14 protein-coding genes are annotated in these 19,394 nt (G+C 43.3%); 1 reads left to right on the top strand and 13 read right to left on the bottom strand.

The window, feature by feature from the left end; translation table 11 throughout:
* Nucleotides 1-141 precede the first annotated feature (141 nt).
* The 13 genes from AC5YCD_RS10290 to AC5YCD_RS10350 form a co-directional block, all read right to left on the bottom strand.
* Nucleotides 142-702, bottom strand: a complete 561-nt coding sequence (locus AC5YCD_RS10290) for a TPM domain-containing protein (RefSeq protein ID WP_496129949.1) — start codon at nucleotides 700-702, stop codon at nucleotides 142-144.
* On the bottom strand, nucleotides 696-1,718 hold the full coding sequence (locus tag AC5YCD_RS10295; protein ID WP_496129950.1) for a TPM domain-containing protein: 1,023 nt from the start codon (nucleotides 1,716-1,718) through the stop codon (nucleotides 696-698). The genes AC5YCD_RS10290 and AC5YCD_RS10295 overlap by 7 nt, the downstream gene beginning before the upstream one ends.
* A gap of 25 nt (nucleotides 1,719-1,743) precedes the next feature.
* Complete coding sequence (locus tag AC5YCD_RS10300; RefSeq protein WP_496129951.1) at nucleotides 1,744-2,334, bottom strand: LemA family protein; 591 nt, start codon at nucleotides 2,332-2,334, stop codon at nucleotides 1,744-1,746.
* A 207-nt stretch (nucleotides 2,335-2,541) separates the two neighbouring features.
* Nucleotides 2,542-3,963: a glutamate synthase subunit beta gene (locus AC5YCD_RS10305; RefSeq protein ID WP_496129952.1), complete on the bottom strand. Its 1,422-nt coding sequence runs from the start codon at nucleotides 3,961-3,963 to the stop codon at nucleotides 2,542-2,544.
* A gap of 71 nt (nucleotides 3,964-4,034) precedes the next feature.
* Nucleotides 4,035-8,507, bottom strand: coding sequence for a glutamate synthase large subunit (gene gltB, locus AC5YCD_RS10310; RefSeq protein ID WP_496130001.1), 4,473 nt, complete (start codon nucleotides 8,505-8,507; stop codon nucleotides 4,035-4,037).
* Between the two features lie 395 nt (nucleotides 8,508-8,902).
* Nucleotides 8,903-9,808 carry a hypothetical protein gene (locus AC5YCD_RS10315; RefSeq protein WP_496129953.1) on the bottom strand — a complete coding sequence of 302 codons (906 nt, stop codon included), beginning with the start codon at nucleotides 9,806-9,808 and terminating at the stop codon, nucleotides 8,903-8,905.
* An 8-nt stretch (nucleotides 9,809-9,816) separates the two neighbouring features.
* Complete coding sequence (gene aroB, locus AC5YCD_RS10320; RefSeq protein WP_496129954.1) at nucleotides 9,817-10,896, bottom strand: 3-dehydroquinate synthase; 1,080 nt, start codon at nucleotides 10,894-10,896, stop codon at nucleotides 9,817-9,819.
* A gap of 13 nt (nucleotides 10,897-10,909) precedes the next feature.
* A complete protein-coding gene (aroK, locus tag AC5YCD_RS10325; RefSeq protein WP_496129955.1) occupies nucleotides 10,910-11,461 on the bottom strand; it encodes a shikimate kinase AroK in 552 nt (183 codons plus the stop codon).
* Between the two features lie 37 nt (nucleotides 11,462-11,498).
* Nucleotides 11,499-13,688, bottom strand: a complete 2,190-nt coding sequence (locus tag AC5YCD_RS10330; RefSeq protein ID WP_496129956.1) for a type IV pilus secretin PilQ — start codon at nucleotides 13,686-13,688, stop codon at nucleotides 11,499-11,501.
* Between the two features lie 9 nt (nucleotides 13,689-13,697).
* The gene (locus AC5YCD_RS10335) at nucleotides 13,698-14,228 is read right to left on the bottom strand and encodes a pilus assembly protein PilP (RefSeq protein ID WP_496129957.1); all 531 of its coding nucleotides are present in this window, start codon (nucleotides 14,226-14,228) and stop codon (nucleotides 13,698-13,700) included.
* Nucleotides 14,228-14,935: a type IV pilus inner membrane component PilO gene (locus tag AC5YCD_RS10340; protein ID WP_496129958.1), complete on the bottom strand. Its 708-nt coding sequence runs from the start codon at nucleotides 14,933-14,935 to the stop codon at nucleotides 14,228-14,230. The genes AC5YCD_RS10335 and AC5YCD_RS10340 overlap by 1 nt, the downstream gene beginning before the upstream one ends.
* A complete protein-coding gene (locus AC5YCD_RS10345; protein WP_496129959.1) occupies nucleotides 14,935-15,582 on the bottom strand; it encodes a PilN domain-containing protein in 648 nt (215 codons plus the stop codon). The genes AC5YCD_RS10340 and AC5YCD_RS10345 overlap by 1 nt, the downstream gene beginning before the upstream one ends.
* Nucleotides 15,582-16,640 (bottom strand): pilus assembly protein PilM, encoded by a 1,059-nt coding sequence (locus tag AC5YCD_RS10350; protein WP_496129960.1) that lies wholly within the window; start codon nucleotides 16,638-16,640, stop codon nucleotides 15,582-15,584. Before AC5YCD_RS10350 ends, AC5YCD_RS10345 begins: the two co-directional genes overlap by 1 nt.
* A 165-nt stretch (nucleotides 16,641-16,805) precedes the next feature.
* Here AC5YCD_RS10350 and ponA point away from each other — a divergent pair, with 165 nt between their 5' ends.
* On the top strand, nucleotides 16,806-19,373 hold the full coding sequence (ponA, locus tag AC5YCD_RS10355) for a penicillin-binding protein PBP1a (protein ID WP_496129961.1): 2,568 nt from the start codon (nucleotides 16,806-16,808) through the stop codon (nucleotides 19,371-19,373).
* Nucleotides 19,374-19,394 lie beyond the last annotated feature (21 nt).

The following is a 19,394-nucleotide window of genomic DNA, read 5'->3' on the forward strand; positions in this document are numbered from 1 at the left end:
CCAATGTTAAATACTTGGTTTGTATTGCAAACAAGCTATTGATATTATTATTATATTTAAAAGTTAAATTATTTTTAAATTTCGCTTAATGTATCTTTTATGTAAACAACTGACAAAAATTGTCAGTTGTTTACCTTATTTTCAACCTAGTAAAATAGGTGCATTACCCAGTTCGTCATCCAAATCTACAACTTTTTGGTCATAAAATTGATCTAATACTTCACCAATGGCTAAAACTGCCTCAACAACAGCTTCTCTGTACTGCTGCTCGCGCATTTGATTAAGTAATTGCTGACAAATTTTGTCCCATACTTGTTGCTCTGTACCTTGCCGAATACCACGATCAATCACAATTTCAACACTTTTCTCACATAAATTAATATAGAGTAAAATACCGCTATTAAACTCGGTATCCCACACACCTAATTCAGCAAACAATTCACGAGCACGCATTTTCACATCTTGTCTATAGGCTTGTGAGCATGGAATATGCCCTTCAATCACCACTTGAATTTCACCCACATGGCCGTGTTCCGCTTGTTCAACTGCTGTGGTAATTGCTTGCTGATCTTGTTGATTAAAATAGCGTTTGGTGGCTGGCATAAATAAAAAATGCTTGAGCCAACGCTTAAAGCTTGGCTGTGCGAAGTGTTCTGTTTTGGGTTGTGTGACAATATTGGTCGTTTCTGTTGTGATTACCATGATCCTGAAGCTCCTCCCCCACCAAAGCCGCCGCCACCACCACGATAACCGCCGCCGCCAAATCCACCGCCACCACCGCGGCCGCCACCTGATAAAAACATCTGCAATACCAATTGCGCGATTGAACTAATTAGCAATACGAAAATACCACCTGCGAGCAATAAGCTGGTGATTAAACCTGCACCATTGACTAAACCTGCCACCAAGCCTGCTACAGCTGCGGTAGAGGCACTTAAACGCCTTCCCACAATATAAGAGGCAATGACACCCGCCACTAAAATAAATAAGGCAGTCATCATGGTGCTTTCACGGGCTTGTTGCTCATGTAAAGCTTGTTGTTGACGCTGTTGTAACTCCTGCGCTGCTTGGGCGGCAATTTCTGGGTCTTGATTTAAAATTGCTTGAATTTGTCCAATGCCTGAAGCAATCCCTTCAGCATAACGATTCTGTTTAAAATAAGGCGTAATATGTTGGTTAATAATACGGCTAGTGATGATGTCAGGCATGACACCCTCTAAACCATAACCGGTTAGAATTTGTATACGACGGTCATTGACGGCAATTGCCATCAGTAAGCCATTGTCACGTTTAGCACTACCCAATTGCCATGCTTCAGCCACACGCATGGCAAAGCTAAAAATATCTTCTTGGCCTGTTGTTGGTACAATAATTACGCCAATTTGTGCTTTGCCTTGTTCATGAATTTGCCGAATGCTTTGGCTAATCTGCTGCTTCTCTGCAGCGGTTAATATATTGGCCTGATCGATAATTGGCTGATTTAAACTGGGTAAATTGCGTGTTTCACCTTCTGTTAAATCATTTGCAACAGTTGTTGCTGTGTTTGTTGCGGCTTGATTCGGCTCAGCTGCGGTAGCGCTATCTTTGGGCTGAATGATTTTACCCAACACCACAGCATCTGCGCCTGAATCGACTGCGGTGGCTTCATTGCTATAAACTTGACTGCTGCACAATACCAGCAGCAGTACTATCACATGAATCAACCTTTTGATGAGCATCTTGGTCTCCTACAGGTTGAAAGTATTAGTCAAATGAAACCTGTGGTGCATTTTGTGCATTGGCATCAGCGCTAAAGTTTTCTTTGGTTTTCATACCAATCACTTTTGCCGTCATCACTTGCGGGAACTGGCGTGAATAACTGTTAAAGTCTTGTACGCTGCTAATATAACGATTACGTGCCACGGCAATGCGGTTTTCCGTGCCTTCTAATTGCACTTGTAAATCACGGAACTGCTCATTGGCTTTTAGATCAGGATAATTTTCAGTCACAGCCAATAAACGTGATAAAGCACTGGTCATTTGCGCTTGGGCTTGTTGATATTTTTCAAATAATGCTGGGTCTTCTAAAACTTCTTTATCGACTTTTAAACCCGCAACATTGGCACGCGCTTGGGTCACTTCAGTTAAAACTTGCTGTTCGTGTTGGGCATAGCCTTTCACCACATTAACCAAGTTTGGCACTAAATCGGCACGGCGTTGATATTGGTTTTGCACTTCTGCCCAAGATGCAGTGACGGCTTCATCTTTGACTTGTAAAGTGTTATAGCCACAGCCCGATAAAGTTAAGGTACTTGCCAAGGCAATGACTAAAGCTGATTTTTTCATAAAGTTCATGCTGCTGTATCCTATGCTTTTTTTGTAGTTGTAGAAATTATAAGCATTGTAGACATAAACATTTCTAGGAATTGTTGTTTTTATTTAATTGGCCTTTTGAAGTGCCTAACGCTGACCCATTAGCGCTTTGAATCTAAATTTTTCAAGGCAATGAAAGGCATCAAAAAACCCGCTGAGTGCGGGTTTTTCTTGAATGAATTTAAATTGTTAGATTTCTAGATAATCTAAAATCCCTTCAGCTGCCTGACGACCTTCCCAGATTGCAGTCACCACAAGGTCTGAACCACGCACCATATCACCACCAGCAAAGATTTTTGGATTAGACGTTTGGAACTTAAACTCTTGCTGTTCTGGTGCAACTACACGACCTGAACCATCTAGATTAATTTTTACATCATTAAACCAATCAGCAGGTGAGGTACGAAAACCAAAAGCTAGAAGCACTGCATCAGCAGCTAGAATTTCTTCTGAACCCGGTACAGGCTCTGGGCTACGACGACCACGGCTATCTGGCTCGCCGAGTTGAGTAGTCACCACTTTTACCCCAGTGACTTTGCCATTTTCACCGACAATTTCGATGGGCTGACGGTTAAAAGCAAAGTTAACACCTTCTTCACGCGCGTTTTTCACTTCACGGCGTGAACCCGGCATATTGGCTTCATCACGACGATAAGCACAAGTCACTGACTCTGCGCCTTGACGGATTGAAGTACGGTTACAATCCATCGCGGTATCACCACCGCCAAGTACTACAACTTTCTTGCCTTCGACTGAAATATATTCAGCAGGGTCTTTTTCCCAACCTTGAGTACGATTCACGTTGGCAATCAGGAAATCTAAAGCGTCATGTACGCCTTCTAAATCTTCACCAGCAAAACCGCCTTTCATATAAGTATAAGTGCCCATGCCCATAAAGACAGCATCATAATCGGCAAGCAATTGCTCGATGGTGATATCGGTGCCAATTTCGGTATTTAGACGGAATTCGACCCCCATGCCAGTGAAAATCTCACGGCGACGTTTCATCACGTCTTTTTCCATTTTAAATTCTGGAATACCAAACGTGAGTAGACCACCAATTTCAGGACGTTTATCAAACACTACAGGGCGTACGCCAGCACGTACCAAGATATCTGCGCAGCCCAGACCCGCAGGCCCTGCACCAATGATGGCGACTTTTTTATCGGTCCATTTCACATGCGACATATCTGGACGCCAGCCCAAAGCAAAGGCGGTGTCATTGATATATTTTTCCGCATTACCAATGGTCACCGCACCAAAACCATCATTTAAAGTACATGCACCTTCACATAAACGGTCTTGTGGACACACACGACCACACACCTCAGGTAAGGTGTTGGTTTGATGACACAATTCAGCCGCTTGGAAAATGCGTCCTTCTGCAATCAGTTTCAGCCAGTTTGGAATATAGTTATGCACTGGGCATTTCCATTCGCAATACGGGTTACCACAACCTAAACAGCGATGGGTTTGGTTTTTAGCCACCTCTGCTGTAAAGGGTTTATAAATTTCCACAAACTCAGCTTTGCGGACATCGATATCTTTTTTCTCAGGGTCTTGGCGTGCTACATCCAAAAACTGAAAGTCATTATTTAGGCGCTCTGCCATATCTGTCTCCGTCGGTGGATGTCAGCTGTTTTAGGTTAAGGCTGACATCTGCCTTTGTCTTGCTCGTGGAATTATTGTGGATCTGCTTGAGTTGTTTTTAGTAAAGTCAGTAAGTTAGCAGCTTTTGGTTTTACCAACCAGAACTTACGACTATAGTAATCAAACTCATGGCGGATCTTGTACGCCCAAGCACTACCTGTTTCTTGAATATGTTCATCTAAGATGCGCAGTAAGAAGGCTTTATGTTCTTCCATCGCTTCTGTAGAAATACGGTTGAGTTCAATCAACTCATGGTTATAGTGATCGACAAAGTCGTTATCGAGGTCAAGTACATAGGCAAAACCACCAGTCATACCCGCACCGAAGTTATGCCCGACTTTACCCAGCACTGTGACAATACCACCGGTCATATATTCACAGCAGTGGTCGCCTGCACCTTCAATCACTGCAAAGGCACCTGAGTTACGTACTGCAAAACGCTCGCCTGCAGTCCCTGCTGCAAACAATTTACCGCCTGTTGCACCATATAGACAGGTGTTACCAATAATCGCGGTTTCTTGGCTTTGAAACGGTGAACCTTTTGGTGGGAAGATTGAGATGCGACCACCTGCCATCCCTTTACCCACGTAATCGTTGGCATCGCCTTCTAAACTAATGTGCAAGCCGCCCGCGTTCCATACACCCAGTGATTGACCCGCAGTACCAGTTAAGTTCACTTTGACTGGATGTGCTTCCATACTTAAGTTGCCATAACGACGCGCGATTTCACCTGAAATCCGTGCGCCAATTGAACGGTCACAGTTGCCAATCGTAAAGCTGTATTGGCCGCCTGTACCTGCTTCAATGGCAGGCAGCATTTCAGCAATCATTTGCTCGGCTAGCACGCCTTTATCAAATGGTTCATTGCCTTGTACTTGGCAATATTGTGCTTTACCTTCTGCCGCAGGATGTGATTCAAGTAAAGCACTTAAATTTAAATGGGCATGTTTATCGGTTTCACCCGGTAACATTTCTAGTAAATCGGTACGGCCAATCAAGTCTTTTAAGCTTGCAACACCGAGTGCCGCCAACCATTCGCGAGTTTCTTCAGCAATAAAGGTGAAGAAATTAATCAGCATTTGTGGCTCGCCAATATAATGCTCTTGGCGTAAATGGTCTTGCTGCGTTGCCACACCAGTTGCACAGTTGTTTAAGTGGCAAATACGTAGGTATTTACAACCCAGTGCAATCATTGGGGTTGAGCCAAAACCAAAGCTTTCTGCACCCAAAATGGCAGCTTTCACTACATCGAGGCCAGTTTTTAAACCACCATCAGTTTGTACGCGTACTTTGCCACGTAGGTCATTAACGCGAAGCGCTTGATGCGCTTCAGACAGTCCTAATTCCCATGGCGAACCGGCATGGTGAATTGAGGAAAGTGGAGATGCCGCTGTACCGCCGTCATAACCTGAAATGGTAATGAAATCGGCATAGGCTTTCGCCACACCTGCCGCAATCGTACCGACACCCGGCTCAGAAACAAGTTTCACCGACACCATCGCCTGTGGGTTAACTTGTTTTAAATCAAAGATCAACTGTGATAAATCTTCAATTGAGTAGATGTCGTGATGCGGTGGTGGCGAAATGAGGGTAACGCCTGGTACAGAATAACGTAAACGTGCAATTAAGCCATTTACCTTACCGCCCGGCAGCTGACCACCTTCACCTGGTTTTGCACCTTGTGCCACTTTAATCTGTAATACTTCTGCTGAGGTTAAATAAGCAGGTGTTACACCAAAGCGACCCGATGCAATTTGTTTGATTTTCGAGTTACGAATCGTGCCGTAACGCGCTGGATCTTCACCGCCCTCACCTGAGTTGGAACGACCGCCAATGGTATTCATGGCAATGGCAATCGCTTCATGTGCCTCTGGTGACAATGCACCTAAGGACATCCCAGCTGAGTCAAAGCGCGGTAAAATTTCTTCTACGGATTCCACTTGTTCTACTGGAATCGAGTTGTCTGTTTTAAGCTTTAATAAGTCTCGAATGGTGGCAACAGGACGTGTGTTCACCAACTGTGCATATTCTTTAAAATCTGCATAGTTGCCTGAGCGCACGGCTTTATGTAAGGCATTAATCACGTCTGGGTTAAAGGCATGATATTCCTTATCAAACACAAATTTGAGTAAACCACCTTGTTCAATCGGCTTACGTGCTTTCCACGCCAAACTTGCTAATTTTTTCTGATCATTTTCTAAATCAACAAAAGTCGCCCCTTGAATACGGCTTGGCACACCTGTAAAGCATGTGTCGACAACTTCATTCGATAAACCCACAGCTTCAAATAGCTGACCGCCACGATATGAGGCAACTGTTGAAATCCCCATTTTAGAGAGGACTTTGAGTAAGCCTTTTTCAATGCCTTTACGGAAGTTATTTTGTGCATAAACTGGATCACCCAATAACTCACCTTTAGCAATCAAGTCATTAATCACATCATAAGCAAGATATGGATAAATCGCTGTGGCACCAAAACCAAGTAACACGGCAAATTGATGCGGATCACGGGCAAAACCCGTTTCAACAATCAAGTTAGCATCGGTACGTAAACCGCTATTAATTAAGTGGTGATGCACCGCACCTGTCACCATCATCGCATTGGCAGGTAAATAGCCTTCACGGATTTTCTTGTCTGATAGTACAAGTAAAGTTTTACCATCACGAATCGCTTGTGCTGACTCTTCACAAATACGCGCAATTGCTGCTTGTAAACCTTCAGTTTCTGCATAGTTCAGATCAATATCGGCAATCTCATAGCCTTTACGACCAATGGTACGAATTTGATGCATTTTTGAATTGGATAGCACTGGACTTGAGACAATTAAACGATCTGCATGTTCAGGACTTTGCTCAAAGACGTTTTGCTCACGACCAAAACAGGTTTCAAGCGACATCACAATTGATTCACGCAGTGGATCAATGGGTGGATTGGTGACTTGAGCAAATTGTTGACGGAAATAATCAGACACATGACGTACTTGACGCGACAACACTGCCATTGGCGTATCATCACCCATCGAACCTACAGCTTCTTGACCGCTTTCTGCGATTGGACGTAGCAATTGATCACGTTCTTCAAAGGTTACCATAAACATTTTTTGTGATGCTTTGAGTTGCTCGCCTTTTAAGCCTTGATCACATAAGTGTTCTTCGAGTTCTGGGCTACCTTGTAGACGCACTGAATTTTCGCGTAACCATTCACGGTAAGGACGCATGTTTTTCAGATGATTGTTGACGTCTTTGGTATCCAACATTTTACCAGTTAAGGTATCAATCACGAGGATTTGACCCGGCCCAACACGACCTTTAGAGATTACATCTTCAGGTTCATAGCCCCAAACGCCAATTTCAGAAGCCAGTGTGATGTAGCCATTTTTAGTGATGACCCAACGCGCAGGACGTAAACCGTTACGATCCAGCATACAAATCGCGTGACGACCATCTTGAATCACCAGACCCGCAGGACCATCCCATGCTTCCATGTGCTTCGAGTTAAACTCATAGAAAGCACGTAAGTCGGCGTCTAGGGTTTCTACGTTTTGCCATGCTGGTGGCACTAACATACGTAAGGCACGGAATAAATCCATACCACCGCCCACCAATAATTCAAGCATGTTATCTAAGCTTGAAGAATCCGAACCAGTACGGTTAACGATTGGATTTAAATCGGTGATGCCCGGTAACAGTGGGTTTTCAAATTTTGGGGTACGTGCCACGGCCCAGTTACGGTTGGCGGTAATGGTGTTAATTTCACCATTATGTGCTAAATAACGAAATGGCTGCGCCAATGGCCAACGCGGTAAAGTGTTGGTTGAGAAACGTTGGTGGAAGACCACAATATGTGAAGCTAAACGTGGATCAGCAAGGTCTAAATAGAAGTCGGCAATATACACCGGCATCATCAAACCTTTATAGCTAATTACAGTTGAGCATAAAGTCGTGACATAGAAGTATGGATCATTGATTTGCTGTTCCGCACGACGACGCGCCATAACCAGCTTACGGTTAAACTCAACTTCAGTGACACCCATTGGGCAGTTGACAAAGATCTGCTCAAATGCAGGTAAAGACTGCATGGCAATTGAGCCTAAAGCATCGTTGTTGGTTGGGACAATACGCCAACCAATCACACGGCAACCTTCTGCTTCAATTTCTTTGCTTAGAATTTGTTTGGCATGTGCAGCCAGTGCAGGATCTAAATTTAAGAACACTGTACCTACAGCAAAGACTTCGCTTAAGGTGATATCACTAATTTTTTTTGCTTCTTCACGGAAGAAAGCTTTTGGCATAGCCAATAATAAGCCACAACCATCACCTGTTTTGCCATCTGCGGCAATACCACCACGGTGGGTCATACAACTTAAACTATGCATGGCGGTCTGGACTAAGTCATGGCTAGCATCACCCTGCATATGAGCGATTAAGCCGAAACCACAGTTATCTTTAAACTCATCGGGTTGGTATAAACCTTGAGTGGGAGCTACATTGTGAGGCGATGGCATGTGCATAGCGTACCCTTCTTGCAGGGCCCATAAATGGGCAATTAACAGTTCATTTTTTGTTGGGTGTGGTCCTTGTTTGACTGACATAACTGAGGATTGGATCAAAGCACTTTTTTAAAGCAGTGCAGTGCACAGTTTTTGCAGTCTGTCGCGCCAAAACGGGGACATTTACTCAATTCATGCACCAATTAAGCAAAAAGAATGCCAATGTTTTTATTTTGCTGTTAATACGTTTATATCTCGAAATATTTGTTTTTTACTTCGTTAGCAAGATTGGATTTATGCTTCTTTTTGCACCATAGATGGGCACTTAATTCTAGTTATAACTGACTCTGCGCCATTTTAGAACAAATTTTCAACTCAAATTTGCACTCTATTGTGACGTAGTTCATGCATTATTGTTGGCTTTGACTGTGACTTTGCTCGACATCCACTACATTGCCATGTTGATCTCGGCGTACCACAGTCGTTGATGTAGTGGCTTTATCTGGACTTATCGCAGGAGCTTCTGGATTTGGTGCTGGACGTGGACGTGCCGGCTCACGCGCTTGAGTATTACTTTGAGCTCTTGGATTGGTGCTCATATTGTTTTTTGCCTGCGCAGCTAGACGTTGTTGATTGAGTAAGGCTCTGCGCTTGGCTTCTGCCAATACTGTTTCATCAACGATAGGCACTGCAACAGGACGCAATTTGACTGCATACAGTTTTTGATTTAAGCCAAGCTCATCTGAACCCATATCATTGACAAAATCTTTGTAGCTGTTGACCTGTGCAACATGTGGCGCTACAGATTTAGGCAAACTGATAGCTAAGGTAGCCAACGCATTTTTAGCTTCCGTTTCATTGTCATATAAACCGTATAACAATACATATTGTTCGGCTTGATTCTCACCGCTTAAACGAATATAGCGATAATCTTTACGTGACTCTTGCTTCTTTAAAAAAGTATTAATGATCTGTTCTTCCGAGACCCGGAATAACTCAACAACATATTTGTTTTTATTGTCTTCAATAAATTTATTACCACGGAATTCAGCTTCATGCTGGCCCGTTGCCACCACTCGTGTAGTCATTTCTAAAGGGCGTACTTCCTCTAACAACCCGCCTAAATGCGTCGTTGCTGCAACTTTTTCAGGTTGAATTTGTACAGCCACTTCGGTTTCGGCTTTGGTTTCTACCACCTGTAATTGATCTTTGTCGGTTATTGCCCAAGCCACCAAGCCCAAGAGTAAGCACAGCAATCCGCATACTAACCATATAGTATTGTGCATGTTTTGCTTAGAAGTACGGATTGCTGCCATGGATAACCTTATTCTTGATTGGCTAAAATTGCCTGTTGCATTAATTCTACATCAAATTCTTTCGTGATGATGGCTTGACCCAGCTGCTGCATTAACACCAAACGCAGTTGACCATTGAGCACTTTTTTATCATGCGCCATAAATCCTAAGAATTCATCTAGTGGAATTTTAGGACAAACAATCGGTAATTGGGCGCGAGAAATGATTTTTTTTGTACGTTCTAAATCATCCATAGAGATCCAGCCCATACGTTGCGATAGATCTGCTGCCATCACCATACCCGTCGCTACCGCTTCACCATGCAGCCACTCACCATAACCTAAATAAGATTCGATGGCATGACCAAAGGTATGTCCTAAATTAAGCAAGGCGCGCTCGCCTTGCTCTTTTTCATCATTGGCGACAATACGCGCTTTATGCGCACATGAACGATACACCGCTTCGGCCAATAATTCAGCATCACCTGCAACTAAAGCATCCATATGTTGTTCAAGCCATGCTAAAAACTCAATATCACCCAATAAGGCATATTTAATGACTTCGGCTAAGCCAGCTGATAATTCACGTGGGGGTAAGGTTTTGAGCTGTGACATATCTGCCAACACCACTTGTGGCTGTTGGAAGGCACCAATCATATTTTTACCCAAAGGATGGTTAATCCCGGTTTTGCCCCCCACACTTGAATCAACTTGTGATAATAATGTGGTGGGTACCTGAATAAAGTACACCCCGCGTTGGAACGCAGCAGAGGCAAAGCCTGCCATGTCGCCAATCACACCACCACCTAAAGCCAGCACCGTACAATCACGGTTAAAGCCAGCTTCCAGTAAAGCATCAAAAATTAAGTTTAAATTTTCAATATTTTTAAACTTTTCACCATCTGGCAAAATACACGTTGCTACCGTTTTACCTAAGGCTTCAATAGCAGTCACGTAATGCTGTAAATACAACGGTGCAACCGTGGTATTACTGACAATCATCACCTGACGACCTTTGATATAAGGTTCAAGTAATACTTGTGGATTTAAGTCACTGCCAATAAAGATCGGGTAACGACGATCACCGAGTTCAACGTGTAAAGTTTGCATGATTAAAGATCGCTTATTTAACTTGTGCTTGAGGTGCTTGAACAATCAAGGTCAGGATTTTTTGCGCTAAATCACGCGCTGCACCTTGATTGGTTTCAATAATGTAATGTGCCACTTCACGATATAAAGGATCGCGTATATCAAGTAGTTCCCGTAACTTTTGTTCCGGATTTTCAACTTGTAAGAGAGGACGGTTTTTATCGCGATAAGTACGCTGAAGTTGAATTTCGACAGGAGTATAGAGATAAACAACAATACCACGTTGTTTTAAGAATTGACGATTAGGTGCTTGGGTCACTGCACCTCCCCCAGTGGCGACCACCAACTCTGAGCGTGCGGTAAGTTCATCAATCACTGCCGTTTCACGACCGCGGAAGCCAAGTTCACCCTCTTTTTCGAAGATCCATGGAATGGCGGCACCGGTTTTACGCTCAATTTCGTGATCACTGTCGACAAACTCACGTCCTAACAGCTCTGCTAAATGTCGACCAACCGTGGTCTTACCCGCCCCCATCGGCCCTACCAAATAGATATTTGGCAGGGTGTCAAACTCTTTGCTTGGCAAGGAGTCACCTATTAATTTTGCTTAAATTGAAAATATATTAATGATTTCTTGAAACACTGTCATTAACAATTCGCGGTGTAACAAAAATCAATAGCTCACGCTTATCTTCAGATTTCAAATCCTTACGGAACAAACGCCCCACATAAGGTAAATCACCTAAAAATGGCACTTTGGTTTGCTGGGTTTGAGTTTCTTGTTCAAAGATCCCGCCAAGTACTACAGTTTCACCATTATTGACCAACACATTGGTGTTAATTTCATTTTTATTTAAAATGATTTCACCATTAGGTGCTGTGCCTGATGGCGAATCGCTATTAATTAATAGCTGCATTTGCACTTTGCCATCGGGGGTAATACTTGGTGTGACTTCTAAACTTAACAGCGCATCTTTAAACTGGGTATCAGCAGTGGTCCCGCCACCTGTGGTGGTGGTGGTTTGATACGGAATTTGTTGACCAGAGGCCACTTTAGCTTGTTGTTTATCAGCAGTTAATACTTTTGGTGTAGAAATGACTTCACCATAACCATCTGATTGTAGTGCAGATAACTCAAGATCCAACATAAAGTCAGACAAGCTAATTAAACCAAACGCCACTCGACCTGCTGCACTTGCTACACCTAAATCGACGTTTAAGTTATCTGGACGTTGGATATCATAGCCACCGTTTTCATTTGGCTCACCGCGTAAATCCCATAGGGTTTGATCGCTACCGCCTACCAACAAGTTATTATTCTTGTTAATCCCTTGTGACACCAAGCCCCACTTCACCCCCATTTCTTTGGTGAAATCCGTTGAGGCACGCACAATACGCGCTTCGACCATCACTTGTTTTACCGAGACATCAAGTAAATCAATCATTTTACGAATTTGATCAATTTTGGCTGAAGTATCGTTAATAATTAAAGTATTGGTTCGTGGATCAATCGATGCTGTACCACGTGGGCTGAGGAGTGAACCTACGCTATCACCAAGTAAGTCGCTATCTGCACTGTTATTACTTGAGCCACCACGATTACTGGCATTACGACCTTCAACAATCAATTTTTCAATATCAGCAGCTTTAGCATAGTTGAGCTGAATATATTCAGTTTGCAGTGGTGCCAATTTAATGCTTTGAGCAATCGCTTTGGCTTCTTCTTCTTCAGCTTTGGTCAATTCCGCCAAAGGTGCAATCCAAATCACGTTGCCATTACGACGTTTATCTAAGTTTTTAGTCTTTAAAATAATATCTAAAGCTTGATCCCATGGCACATCTTTTAAGCGTAAAGTAATGTTGCCTTGTACTGTATCTGCCGCCACCATGTTAATGCCGGTAAAGTCAGCTAAGAGCTGTAGTACACGGCGTACTTCAATGTCTTGGAAATCCAGCGAGATTTTTTTGCCGTTATAGTGCTGTACGGTACGTGTTACCGCCTGTTGTGCTGTCGCAGTACTACGGTCAACAGGGCGTTTGACCGAAATGGTCAGCTTATTTTCTGCTTGATATGCCATGTATTCATAGCTACCACTGGTTTGAATGGTAATAACACCACTGCCAGCACTGTTTTGTGCATCAATGGTTGAAGCAGGTGTTGCAAAGTCATTGACATTTAACCGACGTGCGAGGTGAGTCGGGACTTTATTACCTAGGGTACGTACCACAATTTTGCTGCCTTGTTGCTGTACATCTACAGGGGTATTCGGTCCTGCAAGATCAATCACCACCAAGCCTTCGCCTGCAGCCCCGCGCTCAAAACCAATATTGGTAATGCCTTGGGTTTCTTTAACTGCAGCCACTGGCGCGACTGATGCAGCTGTTGTTGTGGTTGGATTAATTTTAAGGATATAAGTATTGCCCTCTACACGCGTGGTAAAGGCACCGGCATCAGCCAAATTAATGTTTAAACGCGCACGCTGCGCATCTGACATCACTTCAAGATTACTGGCTTCTTTGGTGGCAATATTAATCTTATTTTGTTTTAAGGTTTGTGTGGCTTTCTCAAAATCTAGCACCAAACGTGATGGGTTTTCGAGTTGATATGCTTGTGGCTCAGGGGGAATACCATTAAACATGACACGAATTTCGGTGCCTTGGTTAGGTACTTGCATAGGCACAATATTGGTAATGCTCACCTGTGCGTTTGCCACTTGCATGACTGCCATTGCTACCGTTGCCATCGAAAACTGACGCAATAAATTCATGGTATTACCATCCCCAAAAATAAAATCTTTCACACTATTGTTCATTGTTATTCCTTAAGGTGCAGCAGCACCCAGCAGTACCAGGCTCCGTGGACGTTCTAAATAACCTTCACGACCATCTGGAATGATTTCGATCAGATCAATTTGCGTTGGTGTAATACGCACCACGCGACCGTGGTTGTTGCCCATATAACTGCCGAGCTGTACTCGCTCTAGCTCACCATCAGGGGTTTGAATAACTGCTGTGATTTTACCTGAGCTGTTGAGCATACTGCCTTTCATATTCAAACTTTCTAGGGCATAGCTCTCGAGTGGTTGTGGCGCACGCGAGAAGTTTGGATAAACTCGCTTGCCGGCCATAATTTTCAGCTCTGCCGCTAAAGAAGTAGGCATAAACGGACTTTTTAATTGATGCGCTGCATAATCAAAGGTTGGCACAGGCATAAATACTGGCGCAGGCTCAATTGGCAAAGGCGGTTGGTTACGAATCTCCGCCATTTGTTGATTGACTGAGTCAATGCGTGAATCACAACCGACCAAGGCCAATCCAAGCAAGAGGCTTAAGCTAATTTTGCGTGTATGCATTATGGCGTCTCCTCTGTTGCATCTGGATTTTGCTCGTTTGGATTTACACCGATATAACGATAAGTTTTGGCATTAACTTTATAAGTCACTACAGGCACTTCAGCGCGTTTCTCTTTGTTTTCTAAAGCTGAAATTTCAAAATCATGTAAGGTGACAATACGCGGTAAGGCGGCAATACCACTGACAAATGAACCAAAGGCATGATAATCACCTGTCGCTTCAATCGAAATTGGCTGTTCAATAAAGAACTCTTGCTTAATTTCATTTTCTAGACGGATATTTTTAAATTTCAGTCCAGCATTCACCCCAGTGATGTTAATGTCTTCAACTAAACCTGGAATTTCAGTTTCTTTAGGTAGCTGTTCTAACTGCTGGTTAAAGTTGGCTTGCATATCCATGAGCTGCGCTTGATATTGCTGTAAATTACGCAATTTAGAATCTTTCTCACGAAATTCATTGAGTAACTGAGTTTCTTGTGCACGGGCAGCTTCAATCGCATCTAACTTTGGCTTGATTGCCAAAAAGTAGCCAATAGCAGCAATCACTAAAAGTAAAAATAACCAACAGGTAATTTTGACTGAAACAGGCCAACTACCATAATTACTGGTATCTAAGGTATTAAACTGCTGGAAAAACTTTTCCACCGTCATTTTCTTTTTGGGGCTGACGACGTCTTGGCTTAATTCATCAAATTCTTCACGACTCATTATTCTGCCCCCGTTACGATAAGATCCGCTTCACTTGCAGCTGCATCTAGATCTGCCACGATATCCATTTTGATTTCATCAAGATCAGCTGTCACCACAAATGAGCCATAGCTGTCTTCACGACGTGGTACAAGCGAACTGGCTGGTTGCTGTTTACCTTCTTCCACGGCTAAGAACGAATTCATAAAGGCATTGCGATACCACGATGATGCTTCTAGACCACGCAGTAAATCTGCCACAGTATTTGGACTATCAGCACGCCCTTCAATGGTAAATTTATCGCCTTGACGGACAAATTTGGTGATGTACATATTGCTTGGTATGACACGTACCAGTTCATCGACGAGACGCACTGCTACAGGGCGTTGACCTTGTAAACCTTGAATCAGTTTCATACGCTCAACAATGGCATCGCGCTGTTCTTGCAAGCCTTCCAAAGATTTTAGCTGGACATCTAGGTTTTGGTTGGTGCTCATCACCAATTGATTGGCTTGGTTCTGGTCTTCAAGACGACCATCAAAGTACATCCAAGTCCCAACCACGCCTAATACGCCAAGTAAAGCCACCCCAATAGAAACCGCAATAAATTCTTTTTTACGTTTTTCTCTTAGCTCATCACGCCAAGGGAGTAAGTTAATTCTTGCCATTAATCAAAACTCCGCATTGCGAGGCCACAGGCCACCATCAGTGAAGACGCATCTTTTTCAATTTTTTGTACATCAACTTTGCTGGAAAAGCCCATTTGTAAAAATGGATTCGCTACCGTGACGCGATAACCAAGTTTTTGCTGAATGAGCTTGGCAAGGCCTGTGATATTGGCATTACCACCCGCCAACAAAATATGGTCAATTTCGTTAAATTGTGATGATGAGAAAAAGAACTGCAATGAACGTGCGGCTTGTTGGACGACGGCATCCAAATAAGGCTCTAAAACCTCAGCCTCGTAATCATCTGGCAGACTTTGAGTTTTCTTAGCACGACCTGCTTCTTCAAAAGACAAGCCATAGCGGTTTTGAATATCTTGTGTTAATTGCTTACCCCCAAAGACCTGTTCACGGGTATAAATGACTTTACCGTTTTGCATGACAGATAACGTGGTCATAGTATGACCAATATCTAAAATTGCTACGGTATGTACGCCCACTGGCAAGGTATCAGCAAAAACTTCATACGCATTTTCAATGGCAAAGCTTTCTACGTCGGCAATTTTTGGGGTAAGACCGGCAAGCTCTAGTACCTCAGAGCGAAGGCTAATGTTTTCTAAACGTGTCGCAACCAGTAACACTTTAACGCGTTGCGGATTAGCTAAACGATCAGGGAGGACTTCAAAATCAAGGCTGACTTCATCAAGCGGGAACGGAATATATTGCTCAGCATCCATACGGATTTGCACTTCACGCTCGTCATCATTCATGTCCGCATCCATCTCAATGACTTTAGAAATCACCATGGAGGTTGGAACAGCAAAAGCGGCATGATCACTGCGTGGATCAGCAAGATTAATTGCACGCTCTAGGGCATCTGCAACAGCTTCTACATTTAAAATATTTTTTTCAACCACACTGCCATCTGGTAATGGAACAAGAGCATAACTCTCGACATGGTACTTACCATTCTTTACAGCGAGTTCTAAAACTTTAACAGAAGTAGAACTAATATCTACGCCCGTTAACCCCTTATTTGGTTTACGATATAACCTGAGCACAATTCAGTCCTATTATTTTTTTATCCCCAAAAAACAAAAACCCACTAATCGGTCAAGGTCTATAATTTTATACGGATACAATAACTCATCTAACAATCCGTAGGTGTAAAGGCTATACTGACGACCAATTAGTTTGCCATTAGCTCTTATTAAAACTTACTTGTTATGAAAAAGCTATCTTGTTCAGGCCGTGTGCATCCATTTTTTTTGAGCATAATTATAATTTTAGTCTCAATTCCGATGGGTTTTTATGGCATGTACCTTTATATCGCCCCATCCTTACCGGATATGTCGACCCTCAAAAAAGCGCCTTTGCTTAAGCCTTTACAAGTTTATAGCTCAGATAACCAACTGATTGCCGAATATGGTGGCAAACTCTCGGTTCCGGTGGCCTACAACCAAATTCCACAGACCTTTGTCCATGCGTTTTTAGCAGCCGAAGACTCATCTTTCTTTGATCACAGCGGGGTGAGCTTTAAGGGCTTAGGTCGTGCTGTGACTGAGAGTTTGACTGGATCTGATGTGCAAACCGGTGGTTCAACCATTACTATGCAGGTGGCTAAAAACTATTATTTAAGTCCAGAACGTACCTTAAAACGTAAACTGACTGAAGTATTTTTAGCACGCAAAATTGAACAGACTTTAAGTAAAGAAGAAATTCTAACCTTATACGTAAATAAAATTTTCTTAGGTAAAAATGCGTATGGTATCGCGGCTGCAGCGCGGATTTATTATAACAAGAGTTTAAATGAGCTTTCTGTGGCGCAAATGGCCATGATTGCCGGATTACCTAAAGCACCTTCTAAATATAATCCGATTGCCAATCCTGAACGTGCGCTAGAGCGTCGTAACTGGATTGTAGGACGGATGTTACAGCTAGGTTATATTGACCAAGCGCAATACCAAACTGCGATTGCCGAGCCATTAAATTTAGACAGCCCTGACCGTAGTATTAGCAACCGATTTCCCTATGTAGGCGAAATGGTGCGTAGCGAGTTAGTGGAAAAATTTGGCGAACATGCAGTCGATTCAGGTTATAAAGTTTATACCACCATTAATAGTGAACGTCAGGCCTACGCCGAACAGGCAGTACGTGATGGCTTAGAAGATTATGACCGTCGTCATGGTTGGCGTGGTGCTGAGGCACACGATAAACCCTTAAAAGAATTTATGGCTTATGCCAACACCTACCCCGCTCAAGTCATTAAAGTTGGTACGAATAGCTTTGATGCTGTTATGCAAGATGGTTCAACGGTAACCGTACCCTGGTCAGGTATGTCATGGGCACGCCCCTATCGCAGCGCCAATAGTGTAGGAGCTGCGCCAAGCCGGGCTTCACAAATTGTCAAAGTTAAGGATATTGTACGTTTACGCCCCAATACAGAAAAAACTTCATGGGCACTGGTCCAAGTTCCAAAAGTCCAAGGCCAATTGATTGCATTAAACCCTAACAATGGGGCTTTAGAAGCAGTTGTGGGGGGCTATAACTTTTATCAGTCTAAATTTAACCGTGCCATTCAAGGCTGGCGTCAGCCAGGTTCAACCATCAAACCCTTTGTTTATGCTTTAGCATTAGAGCGTGGCATGACCCCGCATAGTATGGTTAATGATGCGCCTATTACCATTGGTAAATGGACTCCTAGAAACTCCGATGGACGTTATTTGGGCATGATTCCACTGCGCCGAGCATTGTATTTATCACGTAATACAGTATCAGTGCGTTTATTACAAAGCGTCGGCGTTGAACGTGCACGACAATTATTTATGGACTTTGGTTTACAAGAAGATCAAATTCCGCGTAACTACACCATTGCTTTAGGTACACCACAAGTCTTACCGGTACAAATGGCCACAGGTTATGCCACGTTTGCCAATGGTGGCTACCGCGTTCAACCATATTTTATTGAGCGTATTGAAGACGCCTATGGCAAAGTGATCTATAAAGCCAATCCTGAATATGCCTGTATTCAGTGTATTACTCAAAAAGATGAACCTGCTAAAAAGGATCTCAAAGAACTTTCAGCAGATGATGCAGCATTTTTAGAGGCTGCATCTGAAGCCAAAGCTGCATCTGAAGCAGCAAGTTCAGAAGCCACTGCTGCACCTACTCCAACTGCTAAACCTGCCGACAGCACTGAATATCGTCAAGCGCAGCGGATTTTAAAATCCAGCTCAGCTTATGATATGGCCAATATTTTGCGTGATGTAATTAATCACGGTACCGGTCGTGCTGCTTTAAAAATTGGTCGTGATGATTTAGGTGGCAAAACAGGTACTACCAACGATGCAAAAGATGCATGGTTTGCCGGTTTTAACGGTAAACTCGTGACCATTACTTGGGTCGGTTTTGACCAGCCAAGCACCTTAGGACGCCGTGAATATGGCGGCGTGGCAGCACTTCCAATTTGGAGTGACTTTATGGAGAAATCTTTAAAAGGCACACCATCAGCATGGGTTCGACTAGATGCTAAAGCTAAAGGACCAGAAGATCGTAACAAAGTTGAATCTGCTGAACAAGACGATCAACAACACCGTACCGCACCGCCGCTGGCACGTCCAATTTATCGTCCACCCCCAGTGGCACCAAAACGCAGCGTAGAGAATGACTTTGCCGACTTACCTGGCACTACAGCGTTGCAGCCGGTACGTAAAACACCACCGCCGATGCAACCTGAACCTAAACGGGAAGCACCTAGCGACAGTTTAGAAAATTTAATTCGAGAAGTTGAATAAGGAAAAGCCCGCGATTGCGGG

It is taken from the genome of Acinetobacter sp. CY05 (assembly GCF_059515805.1).